Origin of the sequence: Streptomyces sp. NPDC059787, assembly GCF_042732315.1 — a bacterium.
GTDB classification, from domain to species: Bacteria; Actinomycetota; Actinomycetes; order Streptomycetales; family Streptomycetaceae; genus Streptomyces; species Streptomyces atrovirens.
Genome location: NZ_JBHWHX010000004.1, coordinates 188714 through 207564 on the forward strand (window position 1 = coordinate 188714; position 18851 = coordinate 207564).

15 protein-coding genes and 5 tRNA genes are annotated in these 18851 nt (G+C 70.4%); 12 read left to right on the forward strand and 8 right to left on the reverse strand.

The annotated features are described in order from the left end of the window. Positions 1 to 261 precede the first annotated feature (261 nt). From ACFV5H_RS05720 to ACFV5H_RS05730, 3 genes are all read left to right on the forward strand, one after another. On the forward strand, positions 262 to 1116 hold the full coding sequence (locus tag ACFV5H_RS05720) for an SDR family NAD(P)-dependent oxidoreductase (protein WP_385193119.1): 855 nt from the start codon (positions 262 to 264) through the stop codon (positions 1114 to 1116). A 259-nt stretch (positions 1117 to 1375) separates the two neighbouring features. Next, positions 1376 to 2959, forward strand: coding sequence for an acyl-CoA carboxylase subunit beta (locus tag ACFV5H_RS05725; protein WP_385059187.1), 1584 nt, complete (start codon positions 1376 to 1378; stop codon positions 2957 to 2959). 14 nt (positions 2960 to 2973) lie between these two features. After that, complete coding sequence (locus tag ACFV5H_RS05730) at positions 2974 to 3162, forward strand: acyl-CoA carboxylase subunit epsilon (RefSeq protein ID WP_073936439.1); 189 nt, start codon at positions 2974 to 2976, stop codon at positions 3160 to 3162. 296 nt (positions 3163 to 3458) lie between these two features. On the opposite strand, the gene ACFV5H_RS05735 is transcribed toward ACFV5H_RS05730, so the two are convergent. The 8 genes from ACFV5H_RS05735 to ACFV5H_RS05770 all read right to left on the reverse strand — a co-directional run bounded on the left by ACFV5H_RS05735 (position 3459) and on the right by ACFV5H_RS05770 (position 14059). Beyond that, positions 3459 to 4040: an ATP/GTP-binding protein gene (locus tag ACFV5H_RS05735; protein ID WP_030216560.1), complete on the reverse strand. Its 582-nt coding sequence runs from the start codon at positions 4038 to 4040 to the stop codon at positions 3459 to 3461. Continuing rightward, positions 4021 to 4593, reverse strand: a complete 573-nt coding sequence (locus tag ACFV5H_RS05740) for a DUF742 domain-containing protein (RefSeq protein WP_385058508.1) — start codon at positions 4591 to 4593, stop codon at positions 4021 to 4023. Before ACFV5H_RS05740 ends, ACFV5H_RS05735 begins: the two co-directional genes overlap by 20 nt. Before the next feature lie 94 nt (positions 4594 to 4687). Next, a complete protein-coding gene (locus tag ACFV5H_RS05745; protein WP_385058517.1) occupies positions 4688 to 5101 on the reverse strand; it encodes a roadblock/LC7 domain-containing protein in 414 nt (137 codons plus the stop codon). A gap of 10 nt (positions 5102 to 5111) precedes the next feature. After that, a complete protein-coding gene (locus ACFV5H_RS05750) occupies positions 5112 to 8324 on the reverse strand; it encodes a nitrate- and nitrite sensing domain-containing protein (RefSeq protein ID WP_385193050.1) in 3213 nt (1070 codons plus the stop codon). Positions 8325 to 8700: 376 nt separating this feature from the next. Continuing rightward, on the reverse strand, positions 8701 to 9291 hold the full coding sequence (locus tag ACFV5H_RS05755; protein WP_073936442.1) for an ATP/GTP-binding protein: 591 nt from the start codon (positions 9289 to 9291) through the stop codon (positions 8701 to 8703). Next, positions 9272 to 9667, reverse strand: coding sequence for a DUF742 domain-containing protein (locus ACFV5H_RS05760; RefSeq protein ID WP_004924977.1), 396 nt, complete (start codon positions 9665 to 9667; stop codon positions 9272 to 9274). The genes ACFV5H_RS05755 and ACFV5H_RS05760 overlap by 20 nt, the downstream gene beginning before the upstream one ends. Before the next feature lie 111 nt (positions 9668 to 9778). Continuing rightward, positions 9779 to 10192, reverse strand: coding sequence for a roadblock/LC7 domain-containing protein (locus ACFV5H_RS05765; RefSeq protein ID WP_003993189.1), 414 nt, complete (start codon positions 10190 to 10192; stop codon positions 9779 to 9781). 9 nt (positions 10193 to 10201) lie between these two features. After that, entirely contained in the window at positions 10202 to 14059 is a 3858-nt protein-coding gene (locus tag ACFV5H_RS05770) for a nitrate- and nitrite sensing domain-containing protein (protein ID WP_385193053.1), read from the reverse strand. Positions 14060 to 14665: 606 nt separating this feature from the next. Between ACFV5H_RS05770 and ACFV5H_RS05775 the strand changes: the two genes are divergently transcribed. The 9 genes from ACFV5H_RS05775 to ACFV5H_RS05815 all read left to right on the forward strand — a co-directional run bounded on the left by ACFV5H_RS05775 (position 14666) and on the right by ACFV5H_RS05815 (position 18778). Next, on the forward strand, positions 14666 to 14854 hold the full coding sequence (locus ACFV5H_RS05775; protein WP_385058513.1) for a hypothetical protein: 189 nt from the start codon (positions 14666 to 14668) through the stop codon (positions 14852 to 14854). 151 nt (positions 14855 to 15005) lie between these two features. Beyond that, entirely contained in the window at positions 15006 to 15791 is a 786-nt protein-coding gene (locus tag ACFV5H_RS05780) for a fumarylacetoacetate hydrolase family protein (RefSeq protein ID WP_030866229.1), read from the forward strand. Next, positions 15775 to 17259, forward strand: a complete 1485-nt coding sequence (gltX, locus tag ACFV5H_RS05785; RefSeq protein ID WP_385193055.1) for a glutamate--tRNA ligase — start codon at positions 15775 to 15777, stop codon at positions 17257 to 17259. Before ACFV5H_RS05780 ends, gltX begins: the two co-directional genes overlap by 17 nt. Before the next feature lie 185 nt (positions 17260 to 17444). Further along, on the forward strand, positions 17445 to 18176 hold the full coding sequence (locus tag ACFV5H_RS05790) for an HAD family hydrolase (protein WP_385193058.1): 732 nt from the start codon (positions 17445 to 17447) through the stop codon (positions 18174 to 18176). 90 nt (positions 18177 to 18266) lie between these two features. Beyond that, a tRNA-Gln gene (locus tag ACFV5H_RS05795) sits at positions 18267 to 18338 on the forward strand. A gap of 39 nt (positions 18339 to 18377) precedes the next feature. Further along, positions 18378 to 18450 (forward strand) — tRNA-Glu (locus ACFV5H_RS05800). Between the two features lie 62 nt (positions 18451 to 18512). Then, positions 18513 to 18585 (forward strand) — tRNA-Glu (locus ACFV5H_RS05805). 21 nt (positions 18586 to 18606) lie between these two features. Beyond that, positions 18607 to 18678, forward strand: a tRNA-Gln gene (locus tag ACFV5H_RS05810). 27 nt (positions 18679 to 18705) lie between these two features. Then, a tRNA-Glu gene (locus ACFV5H_RS05815) sits at positions 18706 to 18778 on the forward strand. Positions 18779 to 18851 lie beyond the last annotated feature (73 nt).

An 18851-nucleotide genomic window follows, 5' to 3' on the forward strand; every position in this document is an offset into this window, starting at 1 on the left:
CGGACCGGGTACGGAAGGGTGTCCCCTTCGTATCCCGGCACACGCGGCCGCGTACCCGCCGTACGCCCGCCTGGCCGCACCCCGCGGCCCGCAGGAGTGGTCCTGCGGCGCGGCGCGCCGGCCCCCGTGAGCCCGGACGCCGCCCGTCGGCAGAGGCGGGAGGAGGCCGGGCGGACGGGCTCCAGCGCTGGCGGGGTGCACCGGAGTGGGGGTGTCCTGGATGCCGAGGACCCGCAGCGACAGCGCATGGGAGACCGACTCGTGACCACCACCGGCTCCGGTTCCACCTACGACCCCCCGGCGGACCCCGCACACGGTGCCGCGGCCTCCGCCCCGGCGGCGGTGCGCGGCCACGGGCCGCCGCCGCGCACCGGCCGGCGCGTCGCCCTCGTCACCGGCGCCTCCTCGGGCATCGGCGCGGCCACCGCGCGGCGCTTCGCCGCCGGGGGCTGGCAGCTGCTGCTCAGCGGCCGGGACCGGCGGCGGCTGGAGGAGACGGCGTCCGGCACCTCGGCGGTCCTGCTGCCCGCCGACCTCGCCGCGCCGGACGGGGCGAAGATGCTGGCACAGGCCGCGCTGCGGGAGACCGGACGCATCGACGTGCTGGTCGCGGGGGCCGGCATCGGCTGGGCCGGGCCCTTCCTGACCATGCCGCACACCGACATCGACCGGGTGCTGTTCCTGGACCTCAACGCGACGCTGCACCTCGTACGGGAGGTGCTGCCCGCGATGGTGGCGGCCGGCGGCGGCCGGGTGGTGCTCGTCGGCTCGGTGGCCGGCTCGGTCGGCGTACGGGAGGAGGCGGTGTACTCCGCCGCCAAGGCCGGGCTCGCCGCGTTCGCCGAGGCGCTCCGCCAGGAACTGCGCGGTACGGGCGTGGGGGTGACGCTCGTCGTGCCCGGCCCCGTGGAGACGGGCTTCTTCGCCCGCCGCGGCACGCCGTACCGCCGCTCCCACCCGCGTCCCACCTCGGCCGGCCGGGTCGCGGCCGCCGTCTGGAACGCCGTCTCCCAAGGCCGCGACGACACCTACATCCCCGCCTGGCTCGCCCTCCCCTCCCGGGTGCGCGCCCTGGCACCCGGCCTCTACCGCAGGCTCCTCGACCGCTTCGGCTGAGACCCCGGCGGGGAGCGGAGCACCGCCACCGCTACGCTCCGGATGAGCGGACCGACCCGAACGGGTGCATGCGCCTCACATGAATGTGAGGTGACTCTCAGGGGCCTTCTTTGTGCGACCCCTACAAGGGGGACGCCCTCTGAGCAGTCGGAACGGCTGCATGCCGCCGGGGTTCTGTTCAGGGGTACCAGGAAAACACCCCGGAGACTGTGAGGAGTCGACGGCTCGCATTTCCAGGTCGGCTTCGTAAGGTCACTACATGACCGTTTTGGATGAGGCGCCGGGTGAGCCGACCGACGCGCGCGGACGCGTGGCCGAACTGCACGAGATCCGTGCCCAGGCACTGGCCGGCCCGAGCGAGAAGGCGACCGCGGCGCAGCACGCCAAGGGCAAGCTGACCGCGCGGGAGCGCATCGAACTGCTGCTGGACCCGGGGTCCTTCCGCGAGGTCGAGCAGTTGCGCCGGCACCGGGCCACCGGCTTCGGTCTGGAGGAGAAGAAGCCGTACACGGACGGTGTGATCACCGGCTGGGGCACGGTGGAAGGCCGTACGGTCTTCGTCTACGCCCATGACTTCCGGATCTTCGGCGGCGCGCTGGGCGAGGCCCACGCCACCAAGATCCACAAGATCATGGACATGGCCATCGCGGCCGGGGCGCCGCTGGTCTCCCTGAACGACGGCGCCGGCGCCCGCATCCAGGAGGGCGTCTCCGCCCTCGCCGGGTACGGCGGCATCTTCCAGCGCAACACCAAGGCGTCCGGCGTCATCCCGCAGATCAGCGTGATGCTCGGCCCCTGCGCGGGCGGCGCGGCCTACAGCCCCGCCCTCACCGACTTCGTGTTCATGGTCCGCGACACCTCGCAGATGTTCATCACCGGGCCGGACGTCGTCAAGGCGGTCACCGGCGAGGAGATCACCCAGAACGGCCTGGGCGGCGCGGACGTGCACGCCGAGACCTCCGGTGTCTGCCACTTCGCCTACGACGACGAGGAGACGTGCATCCACGAGGTGCGCTACCTCCTCTCCCTGCTCCCGCAGAACAACCGGGAGAACCCGCCGCGCGTGGAGTGCGCCGACGACGCGGACCGCCGCAGCGACGTCCTCCTCGACCTGGTCCCCGCCGACGGCAACCGGCCGTACGACATGACCAAGGTCATCGAGGAGATCGTCGACGACGGCGAGTACCTGGAGGTCCACGAGCGCTGGGCGCGCAACATCATCTGCGCCCTGGCCCGGATGGACGGTCAGGTCGTCGGCATCGTCGCCAACCAGCCGCAGTCGCTGGCGGGCGTGCTGGACATCGAGGCGTCCGAGAAGGCCGCCCGCTTCGTCCAGATGTGCGACGCCTTCAACATCCCGATCCTCACCTTCCTGGACGTCCCCGGCTTCCTCCCGGGCGTCGACCAGGAACACGGCGGCATCATCCGCCACGGCGCGAAGCTGCTGTACGCGTACTGCAACGCCACCGTGCCGCGGATCTCGCTGATCCTGCGCAAGGCGTACGGCGGTGCGTACATCGTCATGGACAGCCAGTCCATCGGCGCCGACCTCACGTACGCCTGGCCGACGAACGAGATCGCCGTGATGGGCGCGGAGGGGGCGGCCAACGTCATCTTCCGGCGTCAGATCGCCGAGGCCGAGGACCCCGACGCCATGCGGGCGCGCATGGTCAAGGAGTACAAGTCCGAGCTGATGCACCCGTACTACGCCGCCGAGCGCGGTCTGGTCGACGACGTGATCGACCCGGCCGAAACCCGTGAGGTGCTGATCCGTTCGCTGGCGATGCTGCAGACCAAGCACGCCGATCTGCCGTCCCGCAAGCACGGCAACCCGCCGCAGTAAGGGAGACGCACGCCATGAGCACACCTGACATCCGCGTCGAGAAGGGGCACGCCGAGCCGGAGGAGGTCGCCGCGATCACGGCGATCCTGCTCGCCAGGGCCGCCGCCCAGCCGGCGGCTCCGGCCCACCGGGGCCGGGCGAAGGCCGGCTGGCGCCGCCTGGAACGCGAACCGGGCTTCCGAGCCCCCCACAGCTGGCGCTGACCCTGAAAAGGGCCCCTCCGCTCGAGGAGGGGCCCTTTCCCGTACCCGGACACCCGGCGCCGCGAGGGCACGCTCGACACGCCGCAGTGACACCCCCTGAGGGGCGCGGGGCTGCGACGACATGCGGCTCCGCCGCGCGGGCGCGACCAGCCACGGGCCACCCGCCCCGGTATGCAACAGCCCCCGGCGGCCCAGTGGCCGCAGGGGGCTGTTGCGCTGCTCGGCGCTGACGAGGTGCCGCCTGCGCCCACCCGTGCCGCCCAGCGGCACGACTGCCCGCAGGCTGCGGCGTTCTTCTAGCGGAGGCGGGCCATCAGGGCGTGTTCCACCAGGGTGATCAGGGCCGACTTCGCGTCGGCGCGGTGGCGCGCGTCCGTCGTGATGATCGGGGTGTCGGGACCGATCTGCAGCGCCTCGCGCACCTCGTCCGGCTGGTACGGCTGCTGGCCGTCGAAGCCGTTGAGGGCGATCACGAAGGGAAGACCCGAGTTCTCGAAGTAGTCGACCGCGGGGAAGCAGTCGGCGAGACGCCGGGTGTCCACCAGCACGATCGCGCCGATGGCGCCGCGCACCAGGTCGTCCCACATGAACCAGAAGCGGTCCTGGCCGGGCGTGCCGAACAGGTACAGGATCAGGTCCTGGTCCAGGGTGATGCGGCCGAAGTCCATGGCGACCGTCGTGGTCGTCTTGTCCCCGGTGTGGGTGAGGTCGTCGATGCCTGCCGAAGCAGACGTCATGACGGCCTCCGTGCGCAGCGGGTTGATCTCCGAAACGGCCCCGACGAACGTGGTCTTGCCCACGCCGAAGCCACCCGCCACCACGATCTTCGCCGAGGTGGTGGAGCGGGAAGGACCGCCGCTAGAGCTTGCGAAGTCCACTGAGCACCCTTTCGAGCAGTGTCACGTCTGGCTGGCCGCCGGCGTTCTCGTCGCCGCCGGGCTGATGGATGGCGACCAGTCCCGCCTCCGCCAAGTCGGCGACGAGGATCCTGGCCACACCGAGAGGGATGGTCAGCAGGGCCGAGATCTCGGCCACCGACTTGATCTCCCGGCAGAGGGTGCAGATCCGCTGATGCTCGGGCAGCTGGCCCTGCATCTGGTGCGGCTGCGCGGTGGTGTGCACCAGCGCCTCGATGGCGAGCTGGTACCGCGGCCTGGTGCGGCCGCCCGTCATCGCGTACGGGCGCACCAGGGGATTGTTCGACGCCCCGGCGGGCGCCGGCTCGGGTGCTCGGCGTTGCGGCTGCACCGGCTGGATGCGCGGGGCGTGCGGCTGGTCGTACGGCGAAGGGCCGGGGCCCTGCGGCGCGTACGGCTGGCCGTGGTGTGGCGCGGAGGGGTATCCGTACCGGTTCTGGGAACCGTCGTTCTGGCCCTGGGCGGAGCCGTACGACCAGTTGCCCGCTGATGAACCGTCTGGGGGTGTTGCCACTTTCTCCTCCTCCGACTGTGCCTGGCACCCATCACTGTGGAGCCGCGTCCCGAAACCTTAAGGCCCCGGGACGCCAAACCGCACCGTCTGTCCTCTAGTTGAGAAGGCTCCCTTGGAGCTCCGCTCGAAGGTCCGGCGTCAGGACCGTACCGGCCCGGTCGACCAGAAGGGCCATCTCGTACCCAATGAGACCGATGTCCGCTTCGGGATGTGCGAGAACTGCGAGCGACGAACCGTCGGAAATGGCCATGAGGAAGAGGAATCCCCGCTCCATCTCCACAACCGTCTGGTTCACGCTGCCGCCCTCGAAGATCCGGGAGGCGCCTGCCGTCAGAGACGTCAGACCGGAGGCGACGGCCGCGAGCTGGTCGGCCCGGTCACGGGGAAACCCTTCGGACATCGCCAGAAGGAGTCCGTCGGCGGAGACCACCACCGTGTGGGACACCCCCGGGGTGTTGTCCACGAAGTTGGTGATCAACCAGTTCAGGTTCTGTGCCGCCTGGCTCATCGGGCTCACACTAACGCTCCTGGTTGTAGGTGCTGTCAGAACCGAAGCCCTGACCGTTCGTTTCACTGCCCGCGCTGCGGCCCTTTTGGACACCGCGGCGCAGGTTGCTCAGCCTGCCCCGGACGTCCTCCGGGGCGCGGGAGACCTGGGGGCCGCCCTGGGGGGTGGTTTCGGCGGCTCCCTCGACCAGGTTGGCCTTGGGGACCCGTCGCGGCAGACCGGAGGAGGTCACTCCGCCGGCCTTGGGCTTCCGGAGCGACGATGCCTGCTGCCAGCGCTCGTCGTTCGCCGAACGCCAGCCGCTGTCGCCGTCACCCTCCGGAGTGGAAGCCGGCGGCTCCTGGTTCACACGCCGCGCGCCGCCCGAGCCGTTCGCGCCGCCCGCGGTGGATCCGCGGCGGGGAAGCCCGGCGTCGGTCAACGGGTGGACGTCGGAGACAGCCGGTCCCGGACGGTCGAAGCCTACGCTGTCCTGCTCACGTGCGTCAGCGGCCTGCGTATTTTCCGGTTCCGGGGCCTGAGCAGGGTACTGGTCCGGGTAGCCGTTGTGGTAACCGCCCTGCTGCGGCCAGTCGTCCTGGGCCGGCTCCGCGTAGGAGGCGTCCGGGTAGCCGCCGTTGGACGAGAAGGCGTCGTTCTGCGCCGGCCCGCCGTTCGGTGCGTAGAACCCCTCGCCGTACGCCTGCTGCTGAGGCTCCTCGTACGCCGTCCGCTGCCCGTCGTCGTACGCCTGCTGGTCGTACCCGGCGGTCTGCTGCTCCTGGTAGCCGCCGTCGAAGCCCTGGCCGTTGGCCTGGTAGCCCTGGCCGTTGTCGTAGCCCTGCGGGGCGGCGAATCCGTCCGGGTAGGCGGACGACTCGGGGGCCTCCTGGGCGTTCGCGGCGGCCGGCTCGGGCTGCGCCTGGGACTCCAGGGCCGCCCGGCGCTCCTCGCGCATCAGGGAACGGCCGACCGGGTCCAGGTCGCGGATGTCGTCCGGGACCTCGTAGCGGCTGTCGTCGAAGCCCAGCTCCGCGGCGGTGCGCAGCGGCTGCCGGCCGAAGTCCTCACCCTGGAAGTTCTGCTCCGGGATGATCTGCGAGACCGTGAACTCGTCGCGGTTCGGCTGCTGCTCGCCGCCACCACCGTGGGTGATCGCGTCCGGCAGCATGACCAGCGAGGTGGTGCCGGCCTGCTCGCCCGAGGGGCGCAGCTGGACCCGGATGCCGTGCCGGTCGGACAGCCGGCCGACCACGAACAGGCCCATGCGCTGCGAGATCGCGGCGTCCACGGTCGGCGGGTTGGCCAGCTTGTGGTTGATGTCGGCGAAGTCCTCGGCGGTGAGGCCGATGCCCTTGTCGTGGATCTCGACCATCACACGGCCGTCGGGGAGACGGGTCGCGGTGACGCGGACCTTGGTCTGCGGGGAGGAGAACGTGGTGGCGTTCTCGAGCAGCTCGGCGAGCAGGTGCACGAGGTCGGTCACCGCGCGGCCGTGGATCTCGGCCTCGGGGACACCGGACAGCTCGATGCGCTCGTACTGCTCCACCTCGGAGGAGGCGGCGCGCAACACGTCGACCAGCGGCACCGGCTGGTCCCAGCGGCGGCCGGGCTCCTCGCCGGCGAGGACCAGGAGGTTCTCGCCGTTGCGGCGCATACGGGTCGCGAGGTGGTCCAGGCGGAAGAGGTTCTCCAGCTGGTCCGGGTCGGCCTCGTTGTTCTCCAGGTCGGTGATCAGGGTCAGCTGGCCCTCGATCAGCGACTGGTTGCGGCGCGACAGGTTGGTGAAGATCGCGTTGATGTTGCCCCGCAGCAGGGCCTGCTCGGCGGCGAGCCGGACGGCCTCACGGTGGACCTGGTCGAAGGCGCGGGCGACCTCACCGATCTCGTCGGTGGTGGAGATCGGGATCGGCGCGACCTTGGTGTCGACCCGGCCGGGGTCGGTACGGGAGAGCTGGTCGACCAGCATCGGCAGGCGCTGCTCGGCGATACCGAAGGCGGCGTTGCGCAGCTGGCGCATGGAGCGGCTCATCTGGCGGGCCACCATGCCGGCCAGGATGAACGCGGCGAGCAGGGCGATGACGACGGCGGCACCGGTGATGAGGGCGTCGCGCTGGGCGTCGTCGGCGATCTGCGCGGCCTCGCTCACCGCGGTGTCGGTGAGGTCGGACTCGATCTCGCTGTAACCGTCGAACTTGAGGGTGGTCACGGCCCACCAGTTGGTGGGGGTGATGCCCTGGGCGGCGAGTCCGGCGCGGGCGGAGGCGTCCGTGGAGGGGAGCCGGCCCAGCTCGGAGATCATCGTCTCCGGCTTGGCGGGCGGCGCCACGTAGTCCGGGTCCCGCTGCTTGGCCTCCCGGGCCATGGTCGTGCCCTCGGCCTGGATCCGCTGCGAGGTCTGCTCGAGCTTCTCGGCGTCGGCCTCGGTGCCACCGCCCCTGTACTCCTCGATGGCGATGCGCTCGAGGTAGGCGTAGGAGGTGAGGGCCACGCGCTGGCTGGCGAGCTGGCTGTCGGTCGGGCCGGGCTTCACCAGCAGGTGCATGCCGATGGAGCGCTCCAGCGACAGGGCCGACTTGGTCAGCGAGATCGCGTAGACCGTACGTCCGTAGCTGGTGACGTTGCCGGTGCCGAGACCGAGGTCGTTGGCGAACTCCATCAGGGGGTGGGCGACGGTGACGTAGCCCTCCTCGGTCGCGACACCCTTGAGCTTGGAGGTGTACGCCGCGGCGCGCAGCGCGGTCAGCTGGGGCTCGGCCTCGCGGAACAGCTCCATCCGGCGCTTCAGGCCGGGCTTGTCCGGCATGCTCCGCGCGGCCTCGTCGAAGGCGTCGGCGGCCTTGTCGGTCGCGGCGCGGGCCTTGGTGACGTCCGGGTCGTCCTTGCCCTTGCCCTGCAGCAGGGGGACCGCGGTGACGTCCCGCTCGTTGTAGAGGGCGTTGGCGTAGGTGAGGGAGGCCTGCACCAGACGCGCGGTGTTCTCCGCGTCCTCGGCGTCGTTCCAGGTGTCGATCGAGCCCTTCACCTGGAAGCCGCCCATGACCAGACCGACCAGCACGGGTATGAGCAGGATCGCGTTCAGTCTGGTCGTCACGCGCCAGTTGCGCGGGGAAAGGCGGCCTCCGCTCTTGGCGGGCGCGGCCGTCGGTTCGGGACCGGGCACGGGGGCGGGCGCCGCTGTGCGCGGCGGCGGCGTGAAGTTGCCCCGGGCCGACGGCTCGGGACTGTTCTTGCTTCGCCTCACTCGACCAACAACCTCTCGGCGGTCGGCACCATCGTTGTGCCGCTGTGTCTCAGAGCCCGGTGTGCCATCGACTGTGGAGTACGTCTTTGACTATTGGGCAGTTCAGGCATTCCAGCATGCCGACCAGAGCTCTTCCAAACACTGGAAGGCGGGGAATCCGAGTGATGTAAGTCCCAGATAAAACGGTCATACAGAGCGAGCGCCTGCAAAAGGCGGTTCGTTCGTGCGCGCAGCGGTACCGCGCGAACGCGTCGCGTGTCGGCCTCCCCCGATTCCTCTGCCGAAACGTTATGAACACCGAGGCCGGCCGTGTCGAAGGACACAGCCGGCTCCGGGGCATCTACGACAACTGCCGTATGTCGCTTCTTTTCTGGCTCTACCTGAGACGCGCCATGAGAGCGTGCTCGACCAATGTGATCAGCGCACTCTTCGCATCCGCGCGGTGCCGGGCGTCGGTGGTGATGATCGGGGTGTCGGGCCCGATCTGGAGCGCCTCGCGCACCTCTTCCGGCTGGTACGGCTGCTGGCCGTCGAAGCCGTTGAGGGCGACCACGAAGGGCAGTCCGCTGTTCTCGAAGTAGTCCACCGCGGGGAAGCAGTCCGCCAGCCGGCGGGTGTCCACCAGGACCACCGCGCCGATGGCGCCGCGCACCAGGTCGTCCCACATGAACCAGAAGCGGTCCTGGCCGGGCGTGCCGAACAGGTACAGGATCAGGTCCTGGTCCAGGGTGATACGGCCGAAGTCCATGGCCACCGTGGTGGTGGTCTTGTCCCCGGTGTGGGTGAGGTCGTCGATGCCCGCCGAGGCGGACGTCATGACGGCCTCCGTACGCAGCGGGTTGATCTCCGAAACGGCCCCGACGAACGTGGTCTTGCCCACGCCGAAGCCGCCCGCCACCACGATCTTCGCGGACGTGGTGGCACGGTTTTCGGAGACCGCCCCGCCGTTAGAGCTTGCGAAGTCCACTGAGCACCCTTTCGAGCAGTGTCACATCGGGGGCGCCGGTCGTCTCGTCGCCGCCCGGCTGGTGCACGGCGACGAGTCCCGCCTCCGCCAAGTCGGCCACCAGGATCCGGGCAACACCCAGTGGCATGTTGAGCAGCGCCGAGACCTCGGCGACCGACTTCACCTCACGGCACAGATGGCAGATGCGCTGGTGCTCCGGAAGGAGTCCCATGAGCGCTGCCGGGTCGGCCGTCGTACTGATCAGTGCCTCGATGGCCAGCTGATAACGCGGCCTGGTCCGGCCGCCGGTCATCGCATACGGACGCACCAGCGGCTGGTCGCCCTCGTCCTCGTACGGCTCCGCGTACGGATCATGAGAGGCGGTGGGCGGGGTCATGGGTCCTCCGGGCGGGACAGCAAGTCGGTCAGTCAAGCCGTCTGACGGGGCCGGTGGGGGGAATGTGGCGGCCGGACGGTGATTTGGTGAGACGGGTGGTGCCGGGGCCGATCAGTGGAGCAGACTTCCTTGTAGTTCGGCGCGGAGGTCCGGGGTGAGGACCGCTCCCGCACGGTCGACCAGGAGCGCCATCTCGTAGCCGACGAGGCCGATGTCGCACTCGGGGTGCGCGAGAACGGCCAGGGACGAGCCGTCCGAGACGGACATGAGGAAGAGGAATCCCCGCTCCATCTCGACGACCGTCTGGGCCACGCTGCCGCCTTCGAAGATCCGGGAGGCGCCGGCCGTCAGGGAGGTCAGTCCCGAAGCGACGGCCGCGAGCTGGTCCGCGCGGTCGCGCGGGAACCCCTCGGACATGGCCAGCAGAAGACCGTCGGCGGACACGACGACGGTGTGGGACACCCCGGGGGTGTTGTCCACGAAGTTGGTGATCAACCAGTTGAGGTTCTGTGCCGCCTGGCTCATCGGGCTCAACTAACGCTCCTGCTGGTGAGTGGGGTTCGGGAAGCTGCCGGTCTGGGTGGTACCGGCCTGACGACCCTGTGCGATACCCCGACGGAGATTGGTCAGCCGGCCGCGCACGTCATCGGGGGCGCGCGAGACCTGAGGACCGCTCTGGTGCTGTTGCTGCTGAGCCGTACCCGGGACGAGGTTCGCCTTGGGCACCCGGCGCGGCAGGCCGGAGGTGGTGACGCCGCCCGCGGCCGGCTGCCGGACGCGTTCGGCCTGCCGGACCAGCTCGTCGTTGGGCGAGCTGCGCCAGGCGGTGGAAGCGGACCGCTGCGGACCGGTGGGGGCCTGCGGCTGCTGGGACTGCTGGGGCTGCTGGTGCTGTTGCGGCTGCTGGGGTGCCGGAGCCGAGCCGTTGCCCTGCTCCTGCCCACCGCCACCGTGGAACCAGTTGGTCTCCAGCGTGTCGTACAGCGGCGTACGGCCGTCGCCGGGGCCGGACGCGGGCGGCAGCGCCCACGCGTCGGACACCGCGCGCCCGTCGGGCCGCTGCGCGGCACCGCCGTTGCCCTGCTGCTCCGGGTGGACCGGACGCTGCTGCGGGACCGGCGGACGCGGGGCGACCGGGCCGGGTCCGTGCGCGCCGTTCGGCTGCGGACGCTCGTACTGGCCGGTGACGGCCGGGTCCGCGGCGTTCGGACGCTCCGGGAGGGAGTGACGGCCCGTGGCACCGTTGTCCTGGCCCGGCATCTGGAACTGGCCGGTGGAGCCGTTGTCGTAGCCCTGCGGGACGGGGAACTGGCCCGTCGCGGCCGGGTTCTGCCCGCCCGGACCGCCCTGCGGGGCGCCGAAGATGTCACCGCGGAGGAACGGGCCGGTGTTCTGGGCACCGTTCGCACCGGGCTGGGCGTACTGGCCGGTGTTCTGGGCACCGTTCGCACCGGGCTGGGCGTACTGGCCGGTGTTCTGGCCACCGTTCGCACCCGGCTGGGCGTACTGGCCCGTGTTCTGCGGGGCGTCGGCACCGGGGGCGCCGTAGGCGGGCGCGCCGGGGTTCTGACGCTCGTCGAACCGGGGGATCTCCGCCGTCGCACCAGGGCCCTGCCGGTCGTCGAACCGGGGCATGGCCGAGGTCCGGGCGGCGTCCGGCTCCTCGTGACCGCGCGGGGCGTCCAGCGAGGCGCGCGGCACCGGCGGCTGGGCGTTCTCGTCGCTCCAGCTGGGCACGCGCGGCTGCTGCTGGTCGCCGCCGGGCAGCTCAGGGCGCGCACCGCCGCGCGGCGGCAGCTGCGGACGACGGGAGCGCTCGGGCTTTCCGGTGCCGCGCTGCGGCGGCACCTGGCCGCGGCCGCCACCGAAGGCGTCCTGGTCCTGCTGTCCGTTCGGGCCCGCGGCCTGCATGCCCTGCGGGGCACCGGGCGCCTGGCCGCCGAAGCCGGCCGGAGCCGGACGGCTCTGCGGAGCCGCACCGGGAGCGCCCCGGTCGAACAGCGACGGCGTGGAGTTGGCCGGCTGGCCCTGCGGCCCCCGCGCTCCGTCGGGCCGGCCCGCGCCGTCCCGACCGGGCAGCGCGGCCCGCGGACCCTGACCGGCACCGAGCCGGCCACCGCCGGACGCGCCGGCACCGAGAGCACCGCCCGCGGACTGACCGGCACCGGCGGCACGCCGTGCGGCCGCGGCACCCGCGGCAGCCTGCGCGGCGGCGGGGCCACCGCCGCCCGCGCCCGGCTGGCCCGGCTTGCCCTGCGGCTTCTTGCCGCCCTGGGCGACGTCGACGGGCAGCATGACCAGTGCGGTCGTACCACCGGAGTCGGACGGACGGAGCTGGATGCGGATGCCGTGGCGCTGCGACAGCCGGCCGACCACGAACAGACCCATGCGGCGGGAGACGGAGACGTCCACGGTGGGCGGCGCGGCGAGCCGCTCGTTGATCGCCGCCAGGTCCTCCGGCGACAGACCGATACCGGTGTCGTGGATCTCGATCAGCACGCGGCCGTCGGGCAGCGCGTGACCGGTGACCTTGACCTTGGTCTGCGGCGAGGAGAACGAGGTCGCGTTCTCCAGCAGCTCGGCGAGCAGGTGCACGAGGTCGTTGACCACGCGGCCGGCCACTTCGGTGCTCGGCACGGAGGCCAGCTCGATGCGCTCGTACTGCTCCACCTCGGACGCGGCGGCACGGAGCACGTCGACCAGCGGGACCGGACGGGTCCACCGGCGGCCGGGCTCCTCACCCGCGAGGACGAGGAGGTTCTCACCGTTACGGCGCATACGCGTGGCGAGGTGGTCCAGCTTGAACAGCGAGGAGAGCTGGTCCGGGTCGGCCTCGCGGGACTCCAGCTCGGAGATCAGCGACAGCTGGCGCTGGATCAGGCCCTGGGAGCGGCGCGAGAGGTTGGTGAACATCGCGTTGACGTTGCCCCGCAGCAGGGCCTGCTCGGCGGCGAGGCGGACCGCCTCGCGGTGCACGTCGTCGAAGGCCGCGGCCACCTTGCCGATCTCGTCCCGGGAGTGCACACCGACCGACTCGACGGAGGTGTCGACGTCCTGCGGGTCGGACTCGGAGAGCTGCTTGACCAGCTCGGGCAGGCGTTCCTGGGCGACCTTGGTGGCGGTGTCCTCCAGCCGGCGCAGCGAGCGGATCATGGAGCGGGCCACGACGAAGGCGCCGACCAGCGACACACCGAGCACGAGCAGGATCAGCACACCGGAGACGATCGCGTCGCGCTCGGTGGCGCTGCGCAGCTCACGGGCCTGCTGTTCCATGTCCTCGAGCAGCGTGAGCTCGATGTTCTTCATCTGCTGGATCTTGGTGGAGCTGTCGTCCAGCCAGTCGCGGTAGGACCGCTCGCCCACCGACGTGAGGCCGAACTCCGAGGCCAGGGCACGCCCGGCGTACTCGTCGGTGGCCTTGATCGTGCTGTTGCCCTCCTCGATCGGCAGCAGCAGCTCGGTGGCGGCGACATCGCCGTAGATGCTCTTGAAGCTGCGGAGCTCGGACTTCTGGCTCGCCAGCGCGGACTCGGCGTAGAGCCGGTCGTTGTCGGAGAGCTCGCCCTTGGTGGTGTTGCTGGCGGGCAGCGCCGCGGCGAGGACCGCGCGCTGGATCGACGCGTACTCCTTGGCGGAGGAGAAGGACGCCAGGGCACGGGTGCGCTGGATCATCTCGGGGTTGCTGGTCGCCTCCGCCATGTCCTGCGAGAGCTCGACCAGCTTCTCGATCAGACGGTGGTAACCCTCGACGGTCTGCGTGGAGTTCTTCTCCGACTGGTACGCCGTGTTGCGGATCTTCTCGAGTTCGCCCAGTTCACCGGCGAGCTGCACCAGGTTGTCGCGGACGCCCTTGAGGTTGCCGTCCTTGCTGGCGTCGTCGATCTCCTCGGAGCTGTCGATGAAGAGGTTGCGCGCCCGGTCGGTCTTCTCGCGGTAGCCCTTGACCGAGAAGTCGGTGGCCTTGCCGCCGTGCGCCAGCGGGCCGGCCGACTGGTCGCGCTCCTCCTGGAGCGCGTGGGCCAGTTCGGTGGCCTGCTTGGTCATGTCCGTCAGCAGCTTCATGTTGTCGAGCTGCTGGATGTCGTCCAACGACTGGTTGATACGCAGCGCGCCCAGCGAGGTGGCCGCGACCACCGGGAGGGCGAGCAGCGACACCAGACGGGTCGAGATCCGCCAGTTCCGCAGGGCTATTCGCGGCCCCGGGCCGGTCGGGCCCTTCGGGGCGGCCGGCGCCGGGCCCGACGCGGCGGCGCCTTCGCCGCCGTTCCCGGCCGCGTCCGGACCCTGGTTCTGGGCGTGCTGGGGCGTGGAGCCGACGGCCTTGGGGCCGGTCCCGCCCTGCGGCTCCGGCTCTGCCGAAGCGCTGCCATCCCTCTTGAAACGTCCCTGCACTAGCGTCGCAACCTCTGAACCAGGCACCCCTCCGCGTGAACGGCGAGGCACGGTGTCGGCGTCATAGGGGCGCCCTGAATACGCCCCGTGGTGGTCGTGAGTGACCGGCGCTGGTTCCCCCTTCTCGCCCGCCACTCGGCGCGTCTGTGCGCCCCCTGTGCGCCGGCTCGATCCTGCGGCGGTTCCGTGGAATTCCAGCACAGTGCAGGATCTCCAACAAGGCCCATCGCCTTACGGGTGAGATACGTGACACCGCGTGAGTGGCGAGTCACCGGGGGTAGAAAGTGATCTCGTCCATAAGGGACGTATGCCCGCGAGTCGTAGGGTCGCTCCGGGTGTCCCAGTCGCCATGATCAGGAGCGGAATGGTGGCTTCAGGGGGTGAATGTCCGATTCCACCTCGTCGGGGGGCGGGGTGAAATGGGCGGTTTGTCCAGTGATCCGTGAGCAAACTCACACCCTGATCAAGGGCTCCGACCGAGGTCGGCGGGGAATTGCATGTTTAGCCTGACGCTTTACAGGGATGGCGAAACCGACAACCCGCGCCCTCACCGGGGTCTCTTACCCCCCTCCGGGCGCCCGTGAACAGGACAGGGTCAAGTAAACAGTGAAGACGACGATGATGTTCCACAAGATCGCCAACCCGCGGCGCACCACGCTGGCGCACCTCGACGGCGCCGATGAACTGCAGACACCGGTCCAGCAGGAGCACACCGTCGACCTCCCGGCCCAGACCGCCAACCCCAAGCGCACCGTCCTCATGGAGATCCCGGCCGCGGCCACCGCCGCGAAGTGACACCGGTCCATACGCGCACCGGCCGCGAAACACTCAAGGGGCGTCCCCACGGCAACGGGGACGCCCCTCGTCATTGCGCGGGACGCGGACCCCTGCCGCGTTAGCCTGGGGCGTCAGACTTCAGCCGATCGGTCAAGGGGACAAGCATCCCGTGCGCATCGCCAGATTCTCCATCGACGGGAACGTCGCCTTCGGCGCGGTCGAGGGCGAGAAGCAGGACGAACTCGTCCTGGACATCATCAAGGGCATCCCGTTCGCGGACTTCGAGCTCTCCGGCACCAAGGTCCCGGTGAGCAAGGTCAGGCTGCTGCCCCCGGTGCTCCCCAACAAGGTGGTGGCCTTCGGCCGCAACTACGCCGAACACGCCAGGGAACTCGGCAACGAGGTGCCCGACGCCCCGTTCGCCTTCTTCAAGCCCTCCACCTCGGTGATCGGCCCCGGCGACGAGATCCAGTACCCCTCCTTCTCCCAGGACGTGCACCACGAGGCCGAGCTGGCCGTGGTCATCGGCCGGATGTGCCGCGAGGTCCCGCGCGAGCGCGTCAAGGACGTGATCTTCGGCTACACCTGCGCCAACGACATCACCGCGCGCGACGTCCAGAAGCGCGAGAAGCAGTGGGCCCGGGCCAAGGGCTTCGACACCTCCTGCCCGCTCGGCCCCTGGGTGGAGACGGACATCGACATCGCCGCCGCGGGCGACCTGACCATCCAGCTCACGGTCAACGGTGCCCAGCGCCAGCTCGGCCGCACCAGCGAGATGATCCACTCCATCGAGGACCTGATCGTCAACATCTCCGAGGCCATGACGCTGCTCCCGGGCGACGTCGTCCTCACGGGCACCCCGGCTGGGGTCGGCCCCCTCAACGTCGGCGACGAGGTCGCCGTCACCATCGAAGGCATCGGCACTCTCACCAACAAGGTTGTCAAGCGTGGCTAGCGCACCCGTCCGCGTACGTTTCTGCCCGTCGCCCACCGGTAACCCCCACGTGGGCCTGGTCCGCACCGCCCTGTTCAACTGGGCGTTCGCCAAGCACCACCAGGGCACCCTGGTCTTCCGCATCGAGGACACCGACGCGGCCCGCGACTCCGAGGAGTCGTACGACCAGCTGCTCGACTCGATGCGCTGGCTCGGCTTCGACTGGGACGAGGGCCCCGAGGTCGGCGGCCCGCACGCGCCGTACCGCCAGTCGCAGCGCATGGACCTCTACAAGGACGTCGCGGCGAAGCTCCTGGAAGCCGGCCACGCCTACCGCTGCTACTGCTCCCAGGAGGAGCTGGACAGCCGCCGCGAGGCCGCCCGCGCCGCCAACAGGCCCTCCGGCTACGACGGCCACTGCCGCGAGCTGACCGACGCGCAGGTCGAGGAGTACAAGTCCCAGGGCCGCGAGCCGATCGTCCGCTTCCGGATGCCCGACGAGACGATCACCTTCACCGACCTGGTCCGCGGCGAACTGACCTTCACCCCGGAGAACGTCCCCGACTACGGCATCGTCCGTGCCAACGGCGCCCCGCTCTACACGCTGGTCAACCCGGTCGACGACGCCCTGATGGAGATCACCCACGTCCTGCGCGGCGAGGACCTGCTCTCCTCCACCCCGCGCCAGATCGCCCTGTACAAGGCGCTGACCGAGCTGGGCATCGCCAAGGGAACGCCCGCCTTCGGCCACCTGCCGTACGTGATGGGCGAGGGCAACAAGAAGCTCTCCAAGCGCGACCCGCAGTCGTCGCTCAACCTCTACCGCGAGCGCGGCTTCCTCCCCGAGGGCCTGCTCAACTACCTCTCCCTGCTCGGCTGGTCGCTCTCCGCCGACCGGGACGTCTTCTCGATCGACGAGATGGTCGCGGCCTTCGACGTCGCGGACGTGCAGCCGAACCCGGCCCGCTTCGACCTGAAGAAGTGCGAGGCGATCAACGGCGACCACATCCGCATGCTCGACGTGAAGGACTTCACCGAGCGCTGCGCGCCCTGGCTCAAGGCCCCCTTCGCGCCCTGGGCCCCGGAGGCCTTCGACGAGGCCAAGTGGGCGGCCGTCGCCCCGCACGCGCAGACCCGCCTGAAGGTGCTGTCGGAGATCACGGACAACGTCGACTTCCTGTTCCTGCCGGAGCCGGTCTTCGACGAGGCGTCCTGGAACAAGGCGATGAAGGAGGGCTCCGACGCCCTGCTCCGCACGGCCAGGGAGAAGCTGGAGTCCGCCGACTGGACGTCCCCGGACTCCCTCAAGGAGGCCGTCCTGGCAGCCGGCGAGGCCCACGGCCTCAAGCTCGGCAAGGCCCAGGCCCCGGTCCGCGTCGCCGTCACCGGCCGCACGGTCGGCCTGCCGCTCTTCGAGTCCCTGGAGGTCCTGGGCAAGGAGAAGACCCTGGCCAGGATCGACGCGGCGCTGACGAAGCTCGCCGCGTAACCCACAGGCCGTGAAGGGGCGGCGCCCGGAACCGTCCGGGCGCCGCCCCTTCACGTTGCCGGGTACCGCCGGCGGCGTGGTGATCCGGGCGGTCGTCCGGGACGTGGAGGCCCCCCTCTCCGACGCTGCGTCCGTCGGGGGACGACCCCCGGGTCCCCGGCCGGTCCGGCTGTACCGTCGGTGGCATGGTGATCCGAGCAGTTGTCTGGGACGTGGACGACACGCTTTTCGACTACACCACCGCCGACCGCGAGGGCATGCGGGCGCACCTGCTGGCCGAAGGGCTGATGGACGGGTATGCCTCCGCGGAGGAGGCGCTGGAGCGGTGGCGGGAGGTGACACGGCAGCAGTGGGCGCGGTTCGCCGCGCGGGAGGTGGACTTCGAGACGCAGCGGCGCGACCGTACCCGGATCTTCCTGGGGCGGCCGGAGCTGACGGACGCCGAGGCCGACGACTGGTTCCGGCGGTACGTCACGTACTACGAGTCCGCCTGGAGCCTCTTCCCGGACGTGCTGCCCGTCCTCGACGCCCTCGCCGCCAGCCACCGGCACGCGGTGCTCTCCAACTCCAGCCTCCACGTCCAGGACCGCAAGCTGCGCGTCCTCGGCGTCCACGACCGCTTCGAGGCCATCCTGTGCGCCGCCGAACTGGGCGTCTCCAAGCCCGAGGCCGGCGCGTTCCTCGCCGCCTGCGACGCGCTGGCGCTGCCCCCGGACCAGGTGGCGTACGTCGGTGACCACCCGGAGATCGACGGCCGGGGCGCCGCCGACGCCGGGCTGCTGTCGGTGTGGATCGACCGCGGCGGTGCCCGCGTGACGGTCGAGCCGCCGGTGGGACCGCGCCGTATCGCCTCTCTCGACGAACTCCCCGCGGTACTCGCCGATAGTCGTTTTGGAGCCCCGTCCTCCTTCGGGTAATGTTCTTCCTGCGCCGAGGGGAGCAGGTCGGAAGACCGGAGCCCCAGGCGTCAAGCTAGAACAAGATCCCCTTCGGGGCTTGCGTTCCAGTGGCCTATGGTGTAATTGGCAGCACGACTGATTCTGGTTCAGTTAGTCTTGGTTCGAGTCCAGGTAGGCCAGCTCGCAGAGCTCATCTGCACCGCGGATCTCATCCGCAAAGCCCCCGTTGTGTAGCGGCCTAGCACGCTGCCCTCTCAAGGCAGTAGCGCCGGTTCGAATCCGGTCGGGGGTACAGATCCTTCCCGCGAGGATGGTCAGGGTAGCTCCCGCCGTCGTCGACGCAGGATCGCTAGGGCCCCCGTTGTGTAGCGGCCTAGCACGCCGCCCTCTCAAGGCGGTAGCGCCGGTTCGAATCCGGTCGGGGGTACTGACTGGTCTAAACCATCATTGGTCTATGGTGTAATTGGCAGCACGACTGATTCTGGTTCAGTTAGTCTTGGTTCGAGTCCAGGTAGACCAGCAGGATCTGCGGAAACGTATGATCCACGCCCCCGTTGTGTAGCGGCCTAGCACGCCGCCCTCTCAAGGCGGTAGCGCCGGTTCGAATCCGGTCGGGGGTACACAGTGAAAGCCCTCCACCTCGGTGGAGGGCTTTCGGCGTTCCGGAACGGGACGGTACCGGAAACCAGGGGA